Below are 17,567 nucleotides of genomic sequence, written 5' to 3'. Positions count from 1 at the left end.
TGAGCACATGACCGACACCACGTTGCCGCCGTCAGGCGGCGCCGGGGACCGCATCGAACCTGTCGACATCCAGCAGGAGATGCAGAACAGCTACATCGACTACGCCATGAGCGTCATCGTCGGGCGTGCATTGCCCGACGTGCGTGACGGTCTCAAGCCCGTTCACCGCCGTGTGCTCTACGCGATGTACGACAACGGCTACCGTCCCGATCGCGGCTACGTGAAGTCGGCCCGACCCGTCGCCGAGACGATGGGTAACTATCACCCCCACGGTGACGCGTCGATCTACGACACGTTGGTCCGTATGGCGCAGCCGTGGTCGCTGCGGTACCCGTTGGTCGACGGCCAGGGCAACTTCGGTTCCCGCGGCAACGACGGGGCTGCCGCGATGCGTTATTGCGTCACGGGTGACACGAGGGTGCGGCTGCCACTCGGTCAGTCGATCCGGATCGCGGAAGTCGTCAAGGACGCTGCGCCGAACACCGATAACGAGATCGATCTGAAGGTTCTCGATCGCCACGGTGACCCCGTTCGCGCCGAGACCCTGTTCCACTCGGGCGTGCACCGGACGATGACGCTCGAGACCCGCGAGGGATATCAGGTCACCGGTACCGAAAACCACCCGGTTCTCTGCCTGGTCGACGTCGCAGGTGTCCCCACGCTGCTGTGGAAACTGCTGGAAGAGATCGAACCCGGCGACGTTGTCGCAATGCAACGAGTGCCGGCAGACGAAATCGGCGTGCCCGATTGGTCCGAAGCGGCAGTAGGTCTCCTGCTGGGTGCCTTCGTCAGCGAGGGATTCGTTTCGGAGAACCGGGCCGGTTTCAACAACCTCGACCGTGACTTCTTCAACCAGGTTGTCGCCGCCTACGACGTGGTCGTCGGCGGACGCCGGTACCTCTCGCATCGAACGATCGCGTCAGGCTCACTGCTGCACGAGCTGGACATCCAGGATCTCGGTGCGTTGCGCTCCTCGCCCCTCGCTGATTGCCTCGGACTTCGAAGTGCCGACAAGTACGTGCCGGAGTTCATCTGGAACTCCTCGGCAGCAATCAAGCGCGCATTCCTCGGTGCGCTGTTCGAAGGTGACGGATCGTGCTCGGCATTGCCGCGCAACACGATTCAGTTGTCCTATTCGACCCGAAGCGAGCGCCTCGCCGTCGACGTGCAGCAACTGTTGCTCGAGTTCGGCGTCATCAGCCATCGCTACCTGCATGCAACCGGCGAGCACAAGGTCGTCGTCACCAACAGGCGAGATGCAGGACTGTTCTACGACCGCATCGGGTTCGGCGGAACAAAGCAAACCAAACTGGCTGAAATTCTGCTCGATGCGGAGGCGTCCAGTCCGTCTGTCACTGCACGGTCGCTGAGCAAGGACTATGTGCCCGGCCTCGCCGAGTTCGTTCGGACCTACGGTGCATCCGACTCCACGAATGTGCATTGGCTTTCGCGCCACAACGTCGACCGCATCGAGCGATGGGAACATCGGCGAGACGAAATCCTCTCTCACATAACTGATTCCGATGTGCGAGAGATCGCGGCCGACCTCACGGACGGGCGCTTCTACTACGCGACCGTCGGCAGTGTCGTCGAAGCCGGAGAACAAGCTGTGTACAGCTTGCGGGTCGACACAGACGATCACGCCTTCATCACCAACGGCTTCGTAAGCCACAACACCGAGTGCCGCCTCACTCCGCTCGCGATGGAGATGTTGCGCGAAATCGACCATGAGACAGTCGATTTCGTTCCCAACTACGACGGCCGTACACAAGAGCCGACGGTTCTCCCCAGCCGTGTGCCCAACCTGTTGATGAACGGCAGCGGCGGCATCGCGGTCGGTATGGCGACGAACATTCCGCCGCACAATCTGCCCGAACTTGCCAATGCGATCTACTGGGCGCTCGAGAATTACGAGGCCGACGAAGAGGCAACGCTCGCAGCCTGCATGGAGTACGTGAAGGGCCCGGACTTCCCGACCTACGGCCTGATCGTCGGCGGCCAGGGCATTCACGACGCGTACACGACGGGCCGCGGTTCGGTTCGTATGCGTGGTGTCGTCGAAATCGAGGAAGACGCCAAGGGCCGCACCACGATCGTGATGACCGAGTTGCCGTACCAGGTGAACCCGGACAACCTGATCACGTCCATCGCCGAGCAGGTCCGCGACGGCAAGATCTCCGGAATCTCCGATATTCACGACGAGTCGTCGGACCGTGCCGGCATGCGCATCGTCGTCACCATCAAGCGTGACGCCGTCGCGAAGGTCGTGCTGAACAACCTCTACAAGCACACCCAGCTGCAAACCAGCTTCGGTGTGAACATGCTGTCCATCGTCGACGGTGTGCCGCGCACGCTGCGGCTGGACCAGATGATCCGCCTGTACGTCACCCATCAGCTCGAAGTGATCATTCGGCGGACCAAGTACCTGCTTCGTAAGGCCGAGGAACGCGCACACATCTTGCGCGGACTCGTCAAGGCGCTCGATGCGCTCGACGAAGTGATCGCGTTGATCCGGCGGTCGCAGACCACCGAGATCGCTCGTGTCGGATTGATGGAACTGCTCGACGTCGACGAGATCCAGGCCACCGCCATCCTCGACATGCAGTTGCGTCGACTTGCTGCTCTCGAGCGACAGAAGATCGTCGACCAGTTGGCTGAGATCGAGCTCGAGATCACCGACCTCAAGGACATTCTCGCGAGGCCGGAACGGCAGCGGAAGATCGTCCACGACGAGCTCGCCGAGATCGTCGAGAAGTACGGCGACGACCGCCGGACCCGCATAATCGCCGCAGACGGTGACGTCGCCGACGAAGATCTGATCGCCCGCGAAGATGTGGTCGTCACGATCACCGAAACGGGCTACGCGAAGCGGACCAAGACCGACCTCTACCGCTCACAGAAGCGTGGCGGCAAGGGTGTGCAGGGTGCAGGCCTCAAGCAGGACGACATCGTCAAGCACTTCTTCGTCAGCTCCACGCACGACTGGATTCTGTTCTTCACCACGAAGGGCCGGGTCTACCGCGCGAAGGCATACGAGCTGCCCGAGGCAAGTCGGACCGCACGTGGTCAGCATGTCGCGAACCTCCTCGCATTCCAGCCGGACGAGCGCATCGCACAGGTCATCCAGCTCAAGACCTACGAGGACGCGCCCTACCTGGTCCTTGCCACCCGCGCGGGTCTGGTGAAGAAGTCGAAGTTGACCGACTTCGACTCCAACCGCAGCGGCGGCATCGTCGCGGTGAACCTGCGCGGTGAAGACGAACTGGTCGGAGCGTCGCTGTGTTCCGCGGACGACGACCTGCTGCTCGTCTCGGCGTTGGGTCAGTCGATTCGCTTCTCCGCGACCGACGAGGCGCTACGTCCGATGGGTCGCGCGACCTCCGGTGTCCAGGGCATGCGTTTCAACGGCGAAGATCAGTTGCTGTCGCTGAATGTCGTGCAGGAAGGTATGTATCTTCTCGTCGCCACCAACGGCGGCTACGCCAAGAGAACGCCGATGGACGACTACCCTGTGCAGGGTCGTGGCGGCAAGGGCGTCCTCACGATTCAGTACGACAAACGGCGTGGCACTCTGGTCGGAGCGCTTATCGTGAACGACGACGACGAGCTCTACGCGATAACCTCGGGCGGCGGAGTTATTCGCACTGCTGCCAAGCAGGTTCGCAAGGCAGGCCGACAGACCAAGGGTGTGCGACTGATGAATCTCGGCGAAGGGGATACCTTGCTCGCGATTGCCCGCAACGCCGATGAGCCGGACGAGGTTCCGGCCGCCACAGACGGAGCCAAGGAGCCCAAGTGAGTACTCCTGACCATCCCGACGACCCGCGCGGACCCGGCGAGCCTCGCCGATCCGAGCCTGTGAACGGTCCGGCTGCGGGACCTCTGCCGCAGCGGGGGGCACAGGATCGTGTTGCCCCTGAATCTGTGACCGAACGGGTACGGCAGCCGTTGCAGCCGCGCCCGTTGCCGCGGCCGATTCCATCGAATCCGCAGCAGCAGCCGTCGACGCAGGCGATGCCTGCTGTCGATCAGCAGCGGACGACAACGCCTCCGCCGGTGTCGTCGGGCCCGAATCCGCAGGGCTCGAATCCGCAAGGTCAGGGCCAGCCGGGTCACCAACCGAAGCTGCCGACGCGTCAGCCGCTCGTTCCCCAGCCAACCAATCAGCAGCCGAATGCGGGCCAGCCGGCTTCGCGTCCGGCCGACACAACGCAGGTGCGGCCCGCGAACTTCGAGCCGCCGCAGCATCAGGGTCCGCCGACCCGCGGCGGTCGGCCGGTTCCGGAACAGCGTCAAGACGGCAAGAACGTCGATCCGTCGGCTGTGACGGCGAAGGTGCAGAACGGGCACAACCACTCATCGACGCCGCCGTGGCAGCGCGCTCCGCAGCGTGAGCCGCAGTCGAACCTCAACCGTCCCGGCGAGGCACCGGTTGTCGGTAGGCCGCCCGTCGGTGCTCCGCAGGTAGGACGCGATCAGGTCGAGGAAGCCAAGTCGCAGCGCAAGGAAGCAGCCAAGTCGAAGTCGGATGCGATCGACGGTCCGACCCGCAGCATCGCTCGGCCCGAGTTGGCCAAGGACATGCCAGATCTGTCCGAGGTGCGGCATCCGCTACCGCAGGAGGCGAGTGCCCCAGCGTTGCAGCCGGCAGGTGCTGCGGTCGCCGTTGGTGATGGCACACCACTGCGCGCGACGGTTCAGCTTCGCCGCATCGATCCCTGGTCGACGCTCAAGGTGACGCTGGTCATCTCGGTCGCGCTGTTCTTCATCTGGATGGTCGCGGTCGGTCTGCTCTACATCGTGCTTGCGGGCATGGGCGTGTGGGATCGGCTCAACAACGCGTTCACCGATATCGTCTCCGATTCCAGCTCCGATGGACTTGTCAGTGCGGGCCAGATCTTCGGCTACGCAGCGGGTATCGGGCTGATCAATGTGGTGCTTTTCACTGCGTTGGCCACGATCGGATCGTTTATCTACAACCAATGCTCGGATCTGGTCGGCGGTATCGAGGTCACGCTGGCCGATCCGGACTAGATCCGGGCTGGTTCCGGTCACGGAGAACCCGGCCGTTTTGGTTATCGCCGGTCCCGTACGGTAATCTCGTGCCTCGGTCCAGGGTGGGATTTTCACCCCGGTTCCGAGGTTCACGGGCCTATAGCTCAGGCGGTTAGAGCGCTTCGCTGATAACGAAGAGGTCGGAGGTTCAAGTCCTCCTAGGCCCACTACCGAGACGAGAAGTTAGGGTGGAAGACATGAAACTCCTTCTGCTCCTAGGTGTCACGGTGGCTGTGTTGTTCGGACTCACCAAGCTGCGTTCCAAGCAGAGTGGTGCGGATGTCTGGCACGAAGCCACGCAGCACTGACCGATCGACTCGGGCCGGTAAGTACAAGTCAATATCGACCCGTTCGGGGCCTTAGCTCAGTTGGTAGAGCGCTGCCTTTGCAAGGCAGATGTCAGGAGTTCGAATCTCCTAGGCTCCACCAGAAGGTCGTTGTTCAAACCAGCGACATCACCGGTTTGAGTTCCAGACTCCGCCTTCCGTCCTTGCCGGCGGAGGGCGAGGGTCTGGACGTCCGGGTTGAGGAACACGTTGAACGGGATGCCGGGTTCGCTGTGGATGGTGTCGTCGTCGGTGACGATGAGCTTGTCGAAGAAGGCTTGGTTGGCGATCCGGCGTAGCGAGTCGTCGATGCTCATGTAGATGGCGTGCATGTCGCCTGCGAGGGCGAGGCAGTCGGCCAGATGCGCTTTGGCCTGCTCGTACTCGACGTCTCCGGCGTTGATCTGTGCGTCGAGGAACGCGAGCCGCCGAGCGATGCGGTCCTGCTCGCTCGCGAGGAGGTCGAGGGGGACGGCTCCGGCGTAGTGGGCCTGCATGAGCTTGGTCCGTTCGTCACGGAGCGCGTCGCGTTCGGCCTTGTATCCCTGGGCCTCGTGCTTGGCGGCCTGGTGGAGTCGGTCGAACTCGCTGGTGACCAGCTCGCGGAGCGCAGGCAGGACGTGCTCGGGTATCTGCACGCGCCGGTAGTGGTCTTCGACGGCGGCTTCGATGTCGGGCACGAACATGGACTTGCGTTCGCAGTTGGTGCGCTTGGCGTGTCGGCCGGTGCACATGAAGTAGGGGTAGATGACGCCGCGCCGACTCTTGGCGTTGGTCAGCGTCAAGCGTGATCCGCACTGCCCGCAGTAGAGGCTGCCTTTGAGGTAGTGGTCGTGGCTCTGGGTCTTCTCTCCGGAGGTCTGGTGGGCGGTGAGCACTGCCTGGACGCGGTACCAGACTTCGGGGGCGACGATGGGTTCGTGCAGGCCGTCGTAGCTGGCGCCGCGGAAGCGGACGTTGCCCTTGTAGTAGGGGTTGGTGAGCATCTTGTGGATCGTGGACAGCACTGGCGGCTTGGAGGGCCGCTTCGGTGTCGGGACGGTGGTCAGGCCTCGGTCGATGAGTTCTTCGCGCAGGCTGATGGTGGAGTGATTGCCGGTGGCGTAGGCCTCGAATGCCCACTTGACCAGCGGTGCGCGGTCGGGGTCGAGTTCGACGGTGCGGACTTCGCGGCCGAGTTCGTCACGGCGGGTGACGTTGAGGTAGCCCATCGGGGCCTTGCCGTTGGTGCCGCCGCCCTGTGCTTTCTGGTTCATGCCTTTGGAGACCTCGCTGGCGAGGTTGCGGGAGTAGAACTCCGCGATGGTGGACATGATGCCGTGCAGCAGCATCCCGGACGGGGTTTCGTCGATGTTCTCGGTCGCGGAGACGAGCATGACGCCGGCGTCTTTGAGGGCGAGGTGGATGGTCACGTCGTCGGCGCGGTTGCGGGCCAGCCGGTCGACCTTGTGGACGATGCAGTAGGCGACCTGGTGGGTCTTGACGTACTCGATCATCCGCATCAGCTCGGGCCGGCCGGCCTTGCGGGCGGACTCACCGGCGTCCACGAACTCTTCGGTGATGATCGCGTTCAGCTCGCGGGCCTTGCGCAGGTTCGCCTCGCGCTGCGCGGGGATCGAGAACCCCTCGTCCCGGCCACCCTTGGATGCTTGTTCCTTGGTGGAGACGCGTAGGTAGGAGACGGCGAGGGTGGTGGTCTCGCCGACGCGGTCGAGCGCGGTGGCGGCGGGTGGCTGCTGCGTCGTGGTCGTGGTGGTCATGGGTCGTGTTTCCTTCCCCAGTGAGTTGGGGCCAGCACGAGCGGCCGCGGGGACCGCTGGTGCGGTGCGACTCGTAACGGGGAAACACGACCCGGCGGCTCCGAGGGAGCGGGCCGGGTAAGCCACGAAGGCCAAACAGGACTGCGCACCACGACCGAACCGCGCGGGTTCAGCCGTTGGCTTCTTGCTGCTCAGATTCTACCCCTGCACTCCGACAGGCGCCGGAGTCTGGCGGCGTGCGGTCTGGCGCGGGGTTGGGGCGGTCCTGTTCGGCTCGGGCGCGGGCCATGCCGATGAACAGTTGGGCGAGCTTGTGCAGGTCCGGGCTCTGCCGCGGCTCGGCCTCGATCCGGTAGTCGCGCATCCGGTCAGGTAGCCGTTCGTCGCGGTCGGCGTTGTGGGGCGTGGTCATAAGAGTCCTCCGGTGTGTTCACCGAGCGTGCGGAAGAACGCCTCCTCGGCCTCGCGGCGGGCCTCGACCTGCTCGAACACGAACTGCACGAAGTCCTCCGCACGATCGGCGATCAACACGTCCTCCACAGGTGGAGCCGGTTCCTCGCCGGGCCACGTGGTCTGGCGGGTGGGGCGGTCGCGGTCCAGGCGGGTACCGGAGGTGGCGACCCATTCGCGGAGCCGGTTCCGGGCGTCGGCGAAGTCGCGATGCCAGCCGAACGGCGCGGACCCGGCCTGCTCGGGGTCGTAGGCGCCGAGCCAGTGCAGATGTAGGGCCGACAGCTCCCACACGAGTTCGGGGTGGCGGTGCCAGAACGGCGGCACCACGCTGGCGGGCAGTCCGTAGGTGCGGCGCAGCCACGCCACCCAGTCGTTGAGCGCGAGCCATTCGACTTCCAGATCGTCGGCGGACAGCAGGTTCCAGTTCACTGGGTGCGGCGGCTCGGCCCCGTCGTCCACTGCGGTGTCGGGCTCATCGTCCGGGTCGAAGTGGTCGGGCTCGTCAGGCTCGGGCGTGTACTCATCCATCGTCGCCAACCCCTCCCGGTCACATGCTCACGGCCGGAGCCGACTGGGCGGTGGCGCGCGCGGGCGTGGTGAACGCCGCCGCGTCACGCTCGGGAGCGGTGCGTCGGGGCGTGCGGTCGACGTCGTAGCGGGTGCGGGCCATGTCGTGGCCGAGCCGGCGGGCGACGAACTCCTCACCCTCGACGTTCTGCCCGTCGCGCTGGTAGCTGTACTCGCGGACATAGCCTTCGGCGATGATCTTGTCGCCCTTCGCCAGGCGCTCGTGGCCCTGCTCGGCGGCGGCCTTGAACGCGACCAGGTTGTGGAAAGTAGTCTCCAACTGCGTGAACGACCCGTCCTGCTCCTGCCGGTAGTGCTCCTTGCCGACCTTCATGTACAGCCGGGCATCGCCGTTCTCGGTCCGGGTGAGCTGCGGGTCGGACGCCACGAACCCCGAGAACGACTGCTGAGTCTGAATAGCCATCGGACTCTCCTCCTGACACTCACGCGACCCCGCCGATCAGGGCCGCTCACGTCAGGCAGGTGCACGACTGTTCCCTGCGTCAGGTGGCCGCCGGGCGCCGTAGCAGTGCCTCTATGGCCGCGCGGTCCCTGCCGAGCTGGGAGGCGTCGGGGCGGGCGGGCCAGGCGCGCAGGTCGGTCACGATCGGCGGCGCACTACGGAGGAGGGTGATGCCGGTGCCGAAGGGCAGGGTGCGGATGCGGTCGGGCGGCAGGATCGGCACCCGGCGCACCGACCGTTGGTTCGACCTGGTGCCGTGATCACCCAGGGTCACCGAATCGGTGTACTCGTCCCGTTCGCCGATCAGCGAGCTGAGGTCTTGGAGGTCGCGGGAGTTGGAGGCGCCGCCGAGGATGATCTTGACGATGGAGGCGTCCCAGATCGCGCCGGCGGCGTTGTCGCCCCACTTCTCCCTGGCCTGGGCGAGCGACTGGAGCACGGGGAGGCAGGTGATGCCGGTGCCGCCGCCCTCGGCCATCAGTGTCGGCAGCGAGGGCAACAGTGAGAGGTTGCCGATCTCATCCAAGGCGAGCAGCAGTGGCGGGTCGAGGCGGGCACCGGGTGAGCGGGCGGCGAGGCGGCGGGCGGCTTCCACGAGGTCTTCCACGAACGCCGCGACCAGGGCCGCGGACGCTCCGGCCCCCGCCCCGGTCGCGAGGAGATACAGCGTGCCGCGCTGGGTGAGGAACGCTTCGGGGTCGAAGTCCTCGCCAGCTCGTGGGGTGACAGCGTCCAGGACGCGCGGGTCGGCCAGGGCGGAGAGCGCGAGGGAGACGCCTTGCCAGATGGAGTCGCGGGTCTTGGGGTCGGCGTCGATCATCGCTCCGAGCGAGTCGGCCCACCCCACCGCTGCGTTCGGGTGGTTGGTGAGGACGGCGACGGCTTCGGCGGCGATGGAGGGGTCCAGGGTCCACCGGAACAGCTCCGCCGGCGGCCGACGATCCAGGGCTGCGGCGTGCAGCAGCGCTTGGAGCGCGGTGCGGGTCTTGCCCTCCCAGAACCCGCCAGACTCCACCCCACCGGCTGAGAGTCCGGTGGCGGAGGCGAGGCCGGTGGCGCGGATCATCGCCGTCAGCGGGTCTTCGCACCCGCGGACCGGGGACCAGCGCAGCCCGGCGGGGACGCCTTCGGCGAGGCGCTGGGGATCGAACATCCCCACCGGCCGGCCCTCGCGTTGCCGGGCGCGGAGGGTGGCGGTGAGGTTGTCCGGCCGCGTCGAGGTGGTGACCACAGCACCGGGCGCATCCAAGATGGCGTTGATGACCACGTGCAGGCCCTTGCCCGAGCGCGGCGGGCCGAGCAGCAGGATCGAGTCCTCCACCGACGCCCACACCTGAGCGCCCTTGGAACGGCCCAGCAGGTAGCCGACATCGGCGGGCGATGGCTGGTCGAGTGAGGGTCGCAGGGTGCCGGCTCGTCGTAGCAGCGCTTTGCCCGAGGCGGTGGTCTTGACCTCGTGGCCGGTGGCGGTCCCGGCGAGCCGGCGGGGGTCGGTCTCAGCCTTGCGGGTGTGGCGGCACAGCCGCACCCACACCCACCCGACACTGGCGCAGAGACCGATGAGCAGCAGGGCGGTGACGATCCAGTAGACGACCGGGTTCAGCCCGGCGGCGTCGAGCGCGGCAGCCGGGTTGCCGGGGTTGAACAGCACCCCGAGTCCGGACGCCGGTCCCGCGGCGGGTTGGGCGGTGCCTGTGAGGAACGCGGCCACGCTGCCGGCAGCGCGCAGGATGAGCGCGACGCCGAACATGCCGACCAGCCCGATCAGGGCGGCGTTGGTCAGCTCGTCCCCGAACGAGCCGGTCTGTCGGCCCTGCGGGCTGCTCACGGCACACGCCGAACCGTGATGGTGCCGGAGATGCGCCCGTACAGCACCACCTCGGCGGAACCCTCGGCCAACACGGTATCGAGCTGGCGCTGGTCGAGCAGTGCGCGCGCGGCCCCGGTGCCGGTGGTGTCGGTGTGGGAGACGATGACGGCGACGGCGATGTCCTCACCGGGCACGAACCCGTCCCCGGTGACCTCGACCAGCACCGGCGACGACTCGTGCTGCCTGGTGTGCTTGGCGCGGCGTACCCGCCGCGTCCCCGGCCCTGCCGGATCGTCGTCGGGTGGTGAGGGTGGGGCGGGTTTGCGGGAGCGGATGAGGTCGGTGAACACGGTCCCGTCGACCTCGCGGACCTCGATCCGCACGGCGATGGTGCGGTCCTTGGTCACCGCGTCCAGCAGCGGCCCGAAGGTGCCCCGTGTCCACTCTGAGCCCGCGGCAGGTGGTGGGAACGGCGTGCCGTCCAGGGCGCCGTTCTCGGCGACGGCGATGACGACGTGTGGCAGCACCACCGGTGTCTCGTCGGGCTGCTGGGACGTGGTGCGGTGCAGCGGGTTGCGGCCGCTCATGACTGACCGCCCAGGTAGCGGGCATCGGTCCGGAACAGTTCCAGCTCGACGGGATGGAGCTGGTGTTGCGAAATGAAGCTCCTGGACTTGATCTTCCACAGCCCCTGTCCGACGCCGAGGGTGGGGAGGAGCTTCTGCTCGGTCCCAGTCAGACCGAGCGCGGCGGCGGTGGGGCCGAGCTGGTCGGACTCCTGCCGGTAGACGATCCTCGTCTCCGCGTTCGCCAACAAGGAGTTGGCGAGGGACCGCATGGCCGAGCCCTGATCGCCGACGTTGTCGAGGTCGGTGAGCTTGTGGAAGATGAGCATGTTCGCGATCCCGTAATGGCGAGCGAGACGCCAGTGCGCGTCCATGCGCCGTAGCAGGGCGGGGTGGGACATGAGACGCCAGGCTTCGTCGTAGATCACCCACCGCTGCCCACCATTGGGGTCGAGTAGCGCCGATTCCATCCACGCCGACGAACACGTCATCAGCACCGAAATCAGCGTGCTGTTCTCTGTCACCCGCGACAGGTCGAGACTGATCATCGGCAACGACGGGTCGAAGGCGACGGTGCTCGGGCCGTCGAAGAGGCCGCCGAGGTCTCCGGCGACGAGGCGGCGTAGGGCGTGGCCGACGAGCCGACCGTCCTCCGCGAGGCGGCCGTCCGGATCATCGGTTGGGGTGAGGATGTGATCGACCACGGTGGGCAGGATCGGCACGTCGTTCTCCCGCACCGTCGCAGTCAACGCGAGGTCAATCGCGGTGTGCTCCAACGGCGTCAACCCGCGCGCGAGCACGGTCTCGGCAAGGGCGCCGATCAGGTCACGACGCCGGGACGAAACGGTGGAGGCCCATTGCTCATCCGAGAGACCACTCGGGCGGTGCCCTTCATCGAGCGGATTCAGCCTCGTGCGAAGTCCGTGGCCCAAGACAATCGCCCGCCCGCCGACCGCTTCGGCCACGGCGGTGTGCTCGCCCTTCGGATCACCCGGCACATACACGCGGCGGCCGAACGGCAACGACCGGGTGTAAAGCGACTTGGCGAGGGAAGACTTGCCGGAGCCTACGATCCCGGCCAGGACGATGTTGGGTGCGGTGATGATCCCGCGGGCATACAAGACCCAGGGGTCGTAGACGAACGATCCGCCGGAGTAGAGGTCCTGGCCGACGAACACCCCATCGGAGCCCAGGCCGCCTTCGGCGACGAACGGATACGCCCCCGCCAATGTCGCGCTGGTGTCTTGGTGGCGGGGCAGTCGGAACCGGCCCGGCGACCTGAGCGCGGCCGGTCCAGGCTCGCCGGCCGCCGGCAGGTAGGTGGTTGCGCGCCGTTCGGCTCGTTCGGCTTCGGCCTTCGCTCGCGCCGCCTGCTTCTCCGCCTGGCGTTGCTCGGCTTGAAGGTGGGCGGCCGCTTGGCGGCGTTGCTTGCGCAGTCGGCGCCGTTCGGCGGCGGGGGCGACAAGGACGGAGGTGTGCAGCCGCTCGGGCTCACTCGCGTTCACAGCGAGAGTCCTCGGGACTGCTTCACCGCGGCGACGCCGGGATGCTCGAACCACGACGGATCGGGCGCTCTGCGCGACCGCACGGACGCCGCCTGTCTCGCTTCCGGTTCAGGTGTGGGGGTGCCGATCCCGGCGATCGCCTCACGCGCCGTCACCACGGCGGGGTCTTCGAGGGCGTCGGCTGGCGGGGTGTGGTGCTCGCGCAGGAGGCTGACGTGTCCGGCGAACGGGTTGTAGGTGAGGGTGTAGCCGTCCTTGCCGGTGACCACCCGGTCCAGCGCTCGGGTCGGGGGCTTGTCGTAGACGTAGCCGTTCGCCAGCGCCGCCTGGGTAGTCTCCTCCCCGTAGTCCCAGCCCTTCAGGTGCTCGATCGCTGCGGCGTTGCCGTCGCGGTCGATCACATCGAGAACCTGGTCGGCTTCCTCGCCTTGGAGGAACACCACGCTGATCCATCGCCGCTCGGGCCGGGATGCCTCGGCTGGAGCCGTCTGCTCGGTGGGCTCGGTCAGCTCGGTGAGGGCGTCGGCGTTGGTACGGGCGGCCTCGCCCGCCCATTCCGGGAACAGACCCGCGTGCTCGGGTTCGCTGTCGGGGTCGTCGAGGGCGTACTGGCGGGCCTCACCGGCCGCGGACAGGAAGATCGCGAGGTCTCGGATCGCGTGGTCGGGGTCGACGGGCTGGCCGGCGCCGGTGAACAGGTCCCGTCCCTCCAGTTCCTGCCCGGTGGTGGTGTCGGTGATCCGGTAGGCGTAGCGCTGGTGCTCACCCACCGGGGTGTCGGACCAGACCGTCAGCCTTAGCGCACCAGCGGTGGCCGTCGTTGCCGGCGTGGGGGTCTCGTGGTCGAGGCCGGTCACGGGTGCGGGGTGCCAGGCGATCCGCCCGGAGTGGGAGAACGCCGCGTCGAGGCGGTCGTGGGCCTGTTCGAGCAGGGTGCCGGCCTGGTGCAGCTCGTCGGCGGCGGCGAGCGCGGAGCGGTCCCCGGCGAGGTGGTCGCCGTCGTCGTGGTGCGCCCGGTCTCGGTGTGCGAGGTGGGTGGCGGCGAGCTGGTCGAGCACCTGCCGCAGCGATCGCATGGTCGCGGCGAGGTCGCCGAACACGGTGTAGGTGTCGGCCGGGTCATCGAACACGCGGGATGCGTGGGCGAGGCCCCGCATCGCCTCGGATGCTTCGGCGGTATCGGCGAGTGGGTCGTGGAACGTGGGCATGACGGCCTCCCTGGACGAGGGCGAGAACCCCCGCGATTCGGGGGCCACCGGTCAGGTGCACCACCACTCCCATGCGCCCGGAATAGCCCGCGGCGGGCGGGTCAGATGCGGCGGCAGAGCGGGAGGGCGGCGGCGGTGAACGCCGCAGCTTGCTGGCCGACCAAGAGCCGGGTCTCGCAGGAGGCTTGGATGGCGGCCTGTTCGATCGCCGCCACTCCGGCGTCGAGTTCTTCCACGGTGGGGGCGGAGACGGCGATGAGGCCGGTGTAGCGCAGGACGCCGTGGCCGGCGGTGAGGTCGGCTTCCTGTTGGAGCACGTCGTGGTACTCCGCGGTCTGGGCGGCGTCCTCGATCTGCCCGATCTTGGCCCGCTGCGCCTGGTCGGAGATGTGCTCGACCTTCTTCTTCCGGATGTCGCGGGCAGCTTGGTCAGAGCGCATCGGCGTGCACAGCAACGAGAACGACCGCTGAATCCCCGTCGAGAGCAGGACCGGGGACAGGAACCCCGGATACACCAGCGACCGCGGCCACTCCGAGACCCACAGCACCGCATGGTGGGCCGAGTCGGTGCGCAGCCGCGACCAGGACTCGTTGACCGCGACCGGGCCTGCGGTGGCGAGGGACTGCCCGAGCTGGCCGTGGCGCTCCAGGGTCGCGGCGATCGCCGGGTCATACGCGCTACGGAGGATCACCGCGATCTGCCCCGGCGTGAGCCACCCGGAGGGTGACAGATCCGCAGAGCGCAGCGCGGCGACCAGGGTGTTCATCTCTTGCCGCAGCACCGCGGCGGCGCCGCGTAGGCCGCCGCCGGCGGTCCTGATCTGCCTGGCGCTGGCGTTCATGTCCAACGCGAGAGACAGGGTGGTCGCGTGCCTCTCGCCGGCGGGACCGGCGCGGTCGATCAGCTCGGCGTAGGTGGTCGCGGCCCAGGTGTCGTCGGCGGTGCCGTGGGCTTCCCACCATTCCGCGAGTCCGGTGCCGGAGTCCGGCAGCGTCCGCTCCAGCACCTGCAAGGTCGCGATCCGCCCGGAGCGGCACACGGTCGCGAGGACGCGACCCCAGGAGGTGACCCGTCGTTCCTGCTCGCCGGGATCGAGGAGCACGAAGGCAGGGTGGGTGACCTCGCAGACCACCGTCAGCGTGCTGGCGGTGGGGTCGTGGATCATCCCGGCCCCGGTCTCGGGGTCGGTGTACTCCCTGAGTCTCGCTATGTCGCCGGGCAGCGCGAGCGTGCCCACCGGCCGGGGCTTCACGACGCGGCGGCGGTAGAGGAGCTGTCCGCCGGTGGTGCGCCAGAGCCACCAGCACGCGACCGGCAGCCACTCCACCGCCGGCCGCCCGGCGACGGGTATCCACGTCATGCAGGCGGCGATCACCCAGACGGGGGCGGTGTATGCGAGCAGGATGCCGCCACCCGCGTACAGGGCACCGACCACTGACAGGACGCCGATGGCGAGGGTGATGAGCTGCGCCAGCGACAACCCCAGGAGTATGCCGTGGCGGGTGAGGCGGGAGAACTTCACCGGCACCAGCTCACCCGACGACGCTGCGGGCTCGGTCTGCTTCGCGGACATAGCGGACTACTCCTTTCCGGTCGGCTTCGGTGCCGGCGGCGGGGGCTGCTTCGGTGGCTGCGACTCCGCCTGCGACGGCCCCGTGGGACCCGCGGAGGGCGTCTTGGGAGCCGGCGCCGAGGGCGGCGGCGCCTGCGCGGCGGTGCCGGTCTGGCCCGCGGAGTCGGCGGCGCTCTCACCCTGGTGACCGAGGGCCTTGCCGGCCTTTGGGCCTGCCGTGGCGGCGTCCTTGGCGACCTTCGCGGCCACCACCGCAGCCGCCGTCGGCCCAGCCGCTGCACCAGCCCCAGCGCCCGCTCCGGCCCCGCCACCCGCGCCGGCTCCTGCGGAGCTGCCGGCGGCGGTGCTGCCGCCTGCGCCAGCCGTGCCGTTGGAGGACGCTGGTGCAGGGTTCTTCGGCTCCGGCGGCTTCTTCCCACCGCCCCCGTCGGTTCCGCCGTCGTTGCCGTCGAGGACCTTCTTCGGCTCGCTCCCGCCGTTGCCGCCGGGCTTGGAGGGAACCGGGACGGGACGGTTGAGGGCGTTCTTCGCGTCCTGCTCGGAGCCGATGGCGTGGTACATGTCGAACCCGACGAACGCGATGAACTTGTACGTCAGGTACGGCGCGAAGGCGGCCATCGCCATGAGCACGATCCCGGCGATCGGGTCGGCCACCGAGGCCAGGTCTCCGTCGATGGGTGCGCTGACTTGGGTGATGGCGACGAGGAACATCACGACCAGGACGAGCTTGGAGCAGATCAGGGCGATGACGAACATGGCCCACTTGCTGATCCACCCCCGGCTGGCGTCCCAGGAGGCGCCGGAGAACGCCAGCGGGGCGAACACGATCGCCACCAGCAGCAGCGCCTTGCGCACCAGCAGGGAGAGCCAGACGATCGCGGCGGCGGCGATGGCGAGTCCGGCGAGGAAGATCGTGATGATCGCGCCGACGCCGGGGGCGGCGATGTTGATTCCGACGAGGCCGGCGGCGAGCAGGGCGATCTTGTCGCCCATGCTCTCGGTGGTCTCCCCGGCGGCCTGGATGATCCCGATGCAGAGTTGATCGACAAGCTCCAACAACAAGGCGGTCAGGGTGATGACCACGAACGACCCGAGCACCGATTTCGCCAACCCCAACGCGGCTCGGGAGAGGGCGGTGGGGTCGCGTCTGATGAGGCCGGTGATGAGCTGGAGGCAGAAGAAGATCAGCATCACGAACACGGCGATGCCGAACAGGATGTTGTAGACCGCCACGTACTCCTCGCTGGTGACGTCCACGAGGGTGGTGGTGTCGAACACGCTCCAGACGGCCTCGAACAGCCACCCCGCGGCGGCGCCCATCGCTTGGGCTAGCCAGTCGAACGGCGCGGCCACCAGACTGGCCGCACCTTCACCGACTGCATCGCAGACGGAGGAGATGACAGGGACGTCGCAGACACCCATCACAAGACCTACTTCCTGACGTATGGATGGGTGTTCAGACCCGCTGGCCGACGTTCCAGAAGAAGTTGATGAGCGTCACCGATGCGCCGCAGATCACGGCGGCTCCGCAGGAGACGAGGACGCCGATCTTGCCCCTGCCCGCGAGATGGGGATTGCTGGAGTTGGCGCCGAAGCCCCACACGATCGCGCTGATGATGAGGGCGAGGACGGAGAGGATGAGGCCGACCGTCATGACGGCGCCGACGATGGTGCGCAACTGTGCGATGCCAGGCAGGCCGTCGCTGTTGGGGTCGATGTTGATGTCCATCGGCACCACGAGCGGTGCGGTGAGAAGGGTGGTGGCGAGGTCGAACACGATGGGCTCCTGACGGATGCGGACCCGCCGGCGAGGGCGGGGAACACGGACGGGTTCACGTGTCAGGTGCGCCCGCACATCCGCGCGCCCGCCCGAGTGCTCAGAGGCCCGCCACACACGAATGCCGCCCCGCCCGGCAAGGGGGCGAGACGGCATCAGTGGCGATGACGATGACGGCGGGCAGGTGTCAGAGCTGGTCGCCGAGGGCGATCAGCCAGTTCATCCACGCCACCCCGCCGCCGGCCAGCACCGCGGCACCGAGAGCGACCAAGACGCCGGTGCGGCCTTTGCCGGCCATCGCGTGGTTGCCGTTCGCGGCGGCGATGGCCCACACGATCGCGGAGACGATCAGCATCAGCACCGCGACGATCAGCACGAAAGTCAGCAGCGCGCCGATCACGGCCCGGAGGTCGCCGATGCCGCCGAGTCCGTCGAAGTCGGGGAACACGTTCATGCCGCATCACCACCGGCCCGTCGCTGGCAGGCGCAGCGAGCAGACGCGA

General features: G+C 67.6%; 15 protein-coding genes, 2 tRNA genes and 1 pseudogene. 6 read left to right on the top strand and 12 right to left on the bottom strand.

Going from position 1 to position 17,567, the window contains the following annotated elements; all coding sequences use genetic code 11:
- The first annotated feature begins 7 nt into the window (after positions 1-7).
- The 6 genes from gyrA (at position 8) to ACHIRB_RS05565 (ending at position 6,172) form a co-directional block, all read left to right on the top strand.
- Positions 8-3,799 carry an intein-containing DNA gyrase subunit A gene (gene gyrA / locus ACHIRB_RS05590; RefSeq protein ID WP_395117376.1) on the top strand — a complete coding sequence of 1,264 codons (3,792 nt, stop codon included), beginning with the start codon at positions 8-10 and terminating at the stop codon, positions 3,797-3,799.
- Positions 3,796-5,034, top strand: coding sequence for a DUF3566 domain-containing protein (locus ACHIRB_RS05585; protein ID WP_395127625.1), 1,239 nt, complete (start codon positions 3,796-3,798; stop codon positions 5,032-5,034). The genes gyrA and ACHIRB_RS05585 overlap by 4 nt, the downstream gene beginning before the upstream one ends.
- Positions 5,035-5,148: 114 nt before the next feature.
- A tRNA-Ile gene (locus ACHIRB_RS05580) sits at positions 5,149-5,222 on the top strand.
- Positions 5,223-5,252: 30 nt separating this feature from the next.
- Positions 5,253-5,363 (top strand): DLW-39 family protein, encoded by a 111-nt coding sequence (locus ACHIRB_RS05575; RefSeq protein ID WP_233530165.1) that lies wholly within the window; start codon positions 5,253-5,255, stop codon positions 5,361-5,363.
- Positions 5,364-5,408: 45 nt separating this feature from the next.
- Positions 5,409-5,484: transfer RNA gene (locus ACHIRB_RS05570), tRNA-Ala, on the top strand.
- 223 nt (positions 5,485-5,707) lie between these two features.
- Positions 5,708-6,172, top strand: coding sequence for a hypothetical protein (locus tag ACHIRB_RS05565; RefSeq protein ID WP_395125645.1), 465 nt, complete (start codon positions 5,708-5,710; stop codon positions 6,170-6,172).
- Here ACHIRB_RS05565 and ACHIRB_RS05560 read toward each other — a convergent pair.
- The 12 genes and pseudogenes from ACHIRB_RS05560 to ACHIRB_RS05505 all read right to left on the bottom strand — a co-directional run.
- A pseudogene (locus ACHIRB_RS05560) lies at positions 6,083-7,141 on the bottom strand (recombinase family protein); the annotation flags it as partial. The gene ACHIRB_RS05565 and the pseudogene ACHIRB_RS05560 overlap by 90 nt on opposite strands.
- A gap of 169 nt (positions 7,142-7,310) precedes the next feature.
- Positions 7,311-7,553 carry a hypothetical protein gene (locus ACHIRB_RS05555; RefSeq protein ID WP_395117382.1) on the bottom strand — a complete coding sequence of 81 codons (243 nt, stop codon included), beginning with the start codon at positions 7,551-7,553 and terminating at the stop codon, positions 7,311-7,313.
- A complete protein-coding gene (locus tag ACHIRB_RS05550; RefSeq protein WP_395117384.1) occupies positions 7,550-8,122 on the bottom strand; it encodes a hypothetical protein in 573 nt (190 codons plus the stop codon). Before ACHIRB_RS05550 ends, ACHIRB_RS05555 begins: the two co-directional genes overlap by 4 nt.
- Positions 8,123-8,141: 19 nt before the next feature.
- A complete protein-coding gene (locus ACHIRB_RS05545) occupies positions 8,142-8,585 on the bottom strand; it encodes a single-stranded DNA-binding protein (protein ID WP_395117386.1) in 444 nt (147 codons plus the stop codon).
- A gap of 79 nt (positions 8,586-8,664) precedes the next feature.
- Positions 8,665-10,452 (bottom strand): type IV secretory system conjugative DNA transfer family protein, encoded by a 1,788-nt coding sequence (locus ACHIRB_RS05540; protein ID WP_395125646.1) that lies wholly within the window; start codon positions 10,450-10,452, stop codon positions 8,665-8,667.
- Positions 10,449-11,021, bottom strand: a complete 573-nt coding sequence (locus tag ACHIRB_RS05535; RefSeq protein WP_395125647.1) for a hypothetical protein — start codon at positions 11,019-11,021, stop codon at positions 10,449-10,451. The genes ACHIRB_RS05540 and ACHIRB_RS05535 overlap by 4 nt, the downstream gene beginning before the upstream one ends.
- Entirely contained in the window at positions 11,018-12,505 is a 1,488-nt protein-coding gene (locus ACHIRB_RS05530) for an ATP-binding protein (protein ID WP_395125648.1), read from the bottom strand. The genes ACHIRB_RS05535 and ACHIRB_RS05530 overlap by 4 nt, the downstream gene beginning before the upstream one ends.
- The gene (locus tag ACHIRB_RS05525) at positions 12,502-13,713 is read right to left on the bottom strand and encodes a hypothetical protein (RefSeq protein WP_395125649.1); all 1,212 of its coding nucleotides are present in this window, start codon (positions 13,711-13,713) and stop codon (positions 12,502-12,504) included. The genes ACHIRB_RS05530 and ACHIRB_RS05525 overlap by 4 nt, the downstream gene beginning before the upstream one ends.
- Positions 13,714-13,814: 101 nt before the next feature.
- Complete coding sequence (locus ACHIRB_RS05520) at positions 13,815-15,287, bottom strand: SCO6880 family protein (protein WP_395125650.1); 1,473 nt, start codon at positions 15,285-15,287, stop codon at positions 13,815-13,817.
- 6 nt (positions 15,288-15,293) lie between these two features.
- Positions 15,294-16,640: a conjugal transfer protein TrbL gene (locus tag ACHIRB_RS05515; protein WP_395125651.1), complete on the bottom strand. Its 1,347-nt coding sequence runs from the start codon at positions 16,638-16,640 to the stop codon at positions 15,294-15,296.
- A 103-nt stretch (positions 16,641-16,743) separates the two neighbouring features.
- Positions 16,744-17,064, bottom strand: coding sequence for a DUF6112 family protein (locus ACHIRB_RS05510; RefSeq protein ID WP_417282115.1), 321 nt, complete (start codon positions 17,062-17,064; stop codon positions 16,744-16,746).
- A gap of 187 nt (positions 17,065-17,251) precedes the next feature.
- The gene (locus tag ACHIRB_RS05505) at positions 17,252-17,518 is read right to left on the bottom strand and encodes a DUF6112 family protein (RefSeq protein WP_395125652.1); all 267 of its coding nucleotides are present in this window, start codon (positions 17,516-17,518) and stop codon (positions 17,252-17,254) included.
- Between the last annotated feature and the right edge of the window lie 49 nt (positions 17,519-17,567).

Origin of the sequence: Antrihabitans spumae (genome assembly GCF_043944905.1) — a bacterium.
Classification (GTDB): domain Bacteria; phylum Actinomycetota; class Actinomycetes; order Mycobacteriales; family Mycobacteriaceae; genus Antrihabitans; species Antrihabitans spumae.
Note: the sequence above shows the minus strand (reverse complement) of the source record. Positions and strands in the feature narration are given on the sequence as shown.

Bases quoted from the DNA above. Each gene is read 5' to 3' on its own strand.
- ACHIRB_RS05550 (WP_395117384.1), bottom strand. From the start codon at position 8,122: ATGGATGAGTACACGCCCGAGCCTGACGAGCCCGACCACTTCGACCCG.
- ACHIRB_RS05525 (WP_395125649.1), bottom strand. From the start codon at position 13,713: ATGCCCACGTTCCACGACCCACTCGCCGATACCGCCGAAGCATCCGAG.
- ACHIRB_RS05575 (WP_233530165.1), top strand. From the start codon at position 5,253: ATGAAACTCCTTCTGCTCCTAGGTGTCACGGTGGCTGTGTTGTTCGGA.
- ACHIRB_RS05545 (WP_395117386.1), bottom strand. From the start codon at position 8,585: ATGGCTATTCAGACTCAGCAGTCGTTCTCGGGGTTCGTGGCGTCCGAC.
- ACHIRB_RS05505 (WP_395125652.1), bottom strand. From the start codon at position 17,518: ATGAACGTGTTCCCCGACTTCGACGGACTCGGCGGCATCGGCGACCTC.
- gyrA (WP_395117376.1), top strand. From the start codon at position 8: ATGACCGACACCACGTTGCCGCCGTCAGGCGGCGCCGGGGACCGCATC.
- ACHIRB_RS05555 (WP_395117382.1), bottom strand. From the start codon at position 7,553: ATGACCACGCCCCACAACGCCGACCGCGACGAACGGCTACCTGACCGG.
- ACHIRB_RS05535 (WP_395125647.1), bottom strand. From the start codon at position 11,021: ATGAGCGGCCGCAACCCGCTGCACCGCACCACGTCCCAGCAGCCCGAC.
- ACHIRB_RS05520 (WP_395125650.1), bottom strand. From the start codon at position 15,287: ATGTCCGCGAAGCAGACCGAGCCCGCAGCGTCGTCGGGTGAGCTGGTG.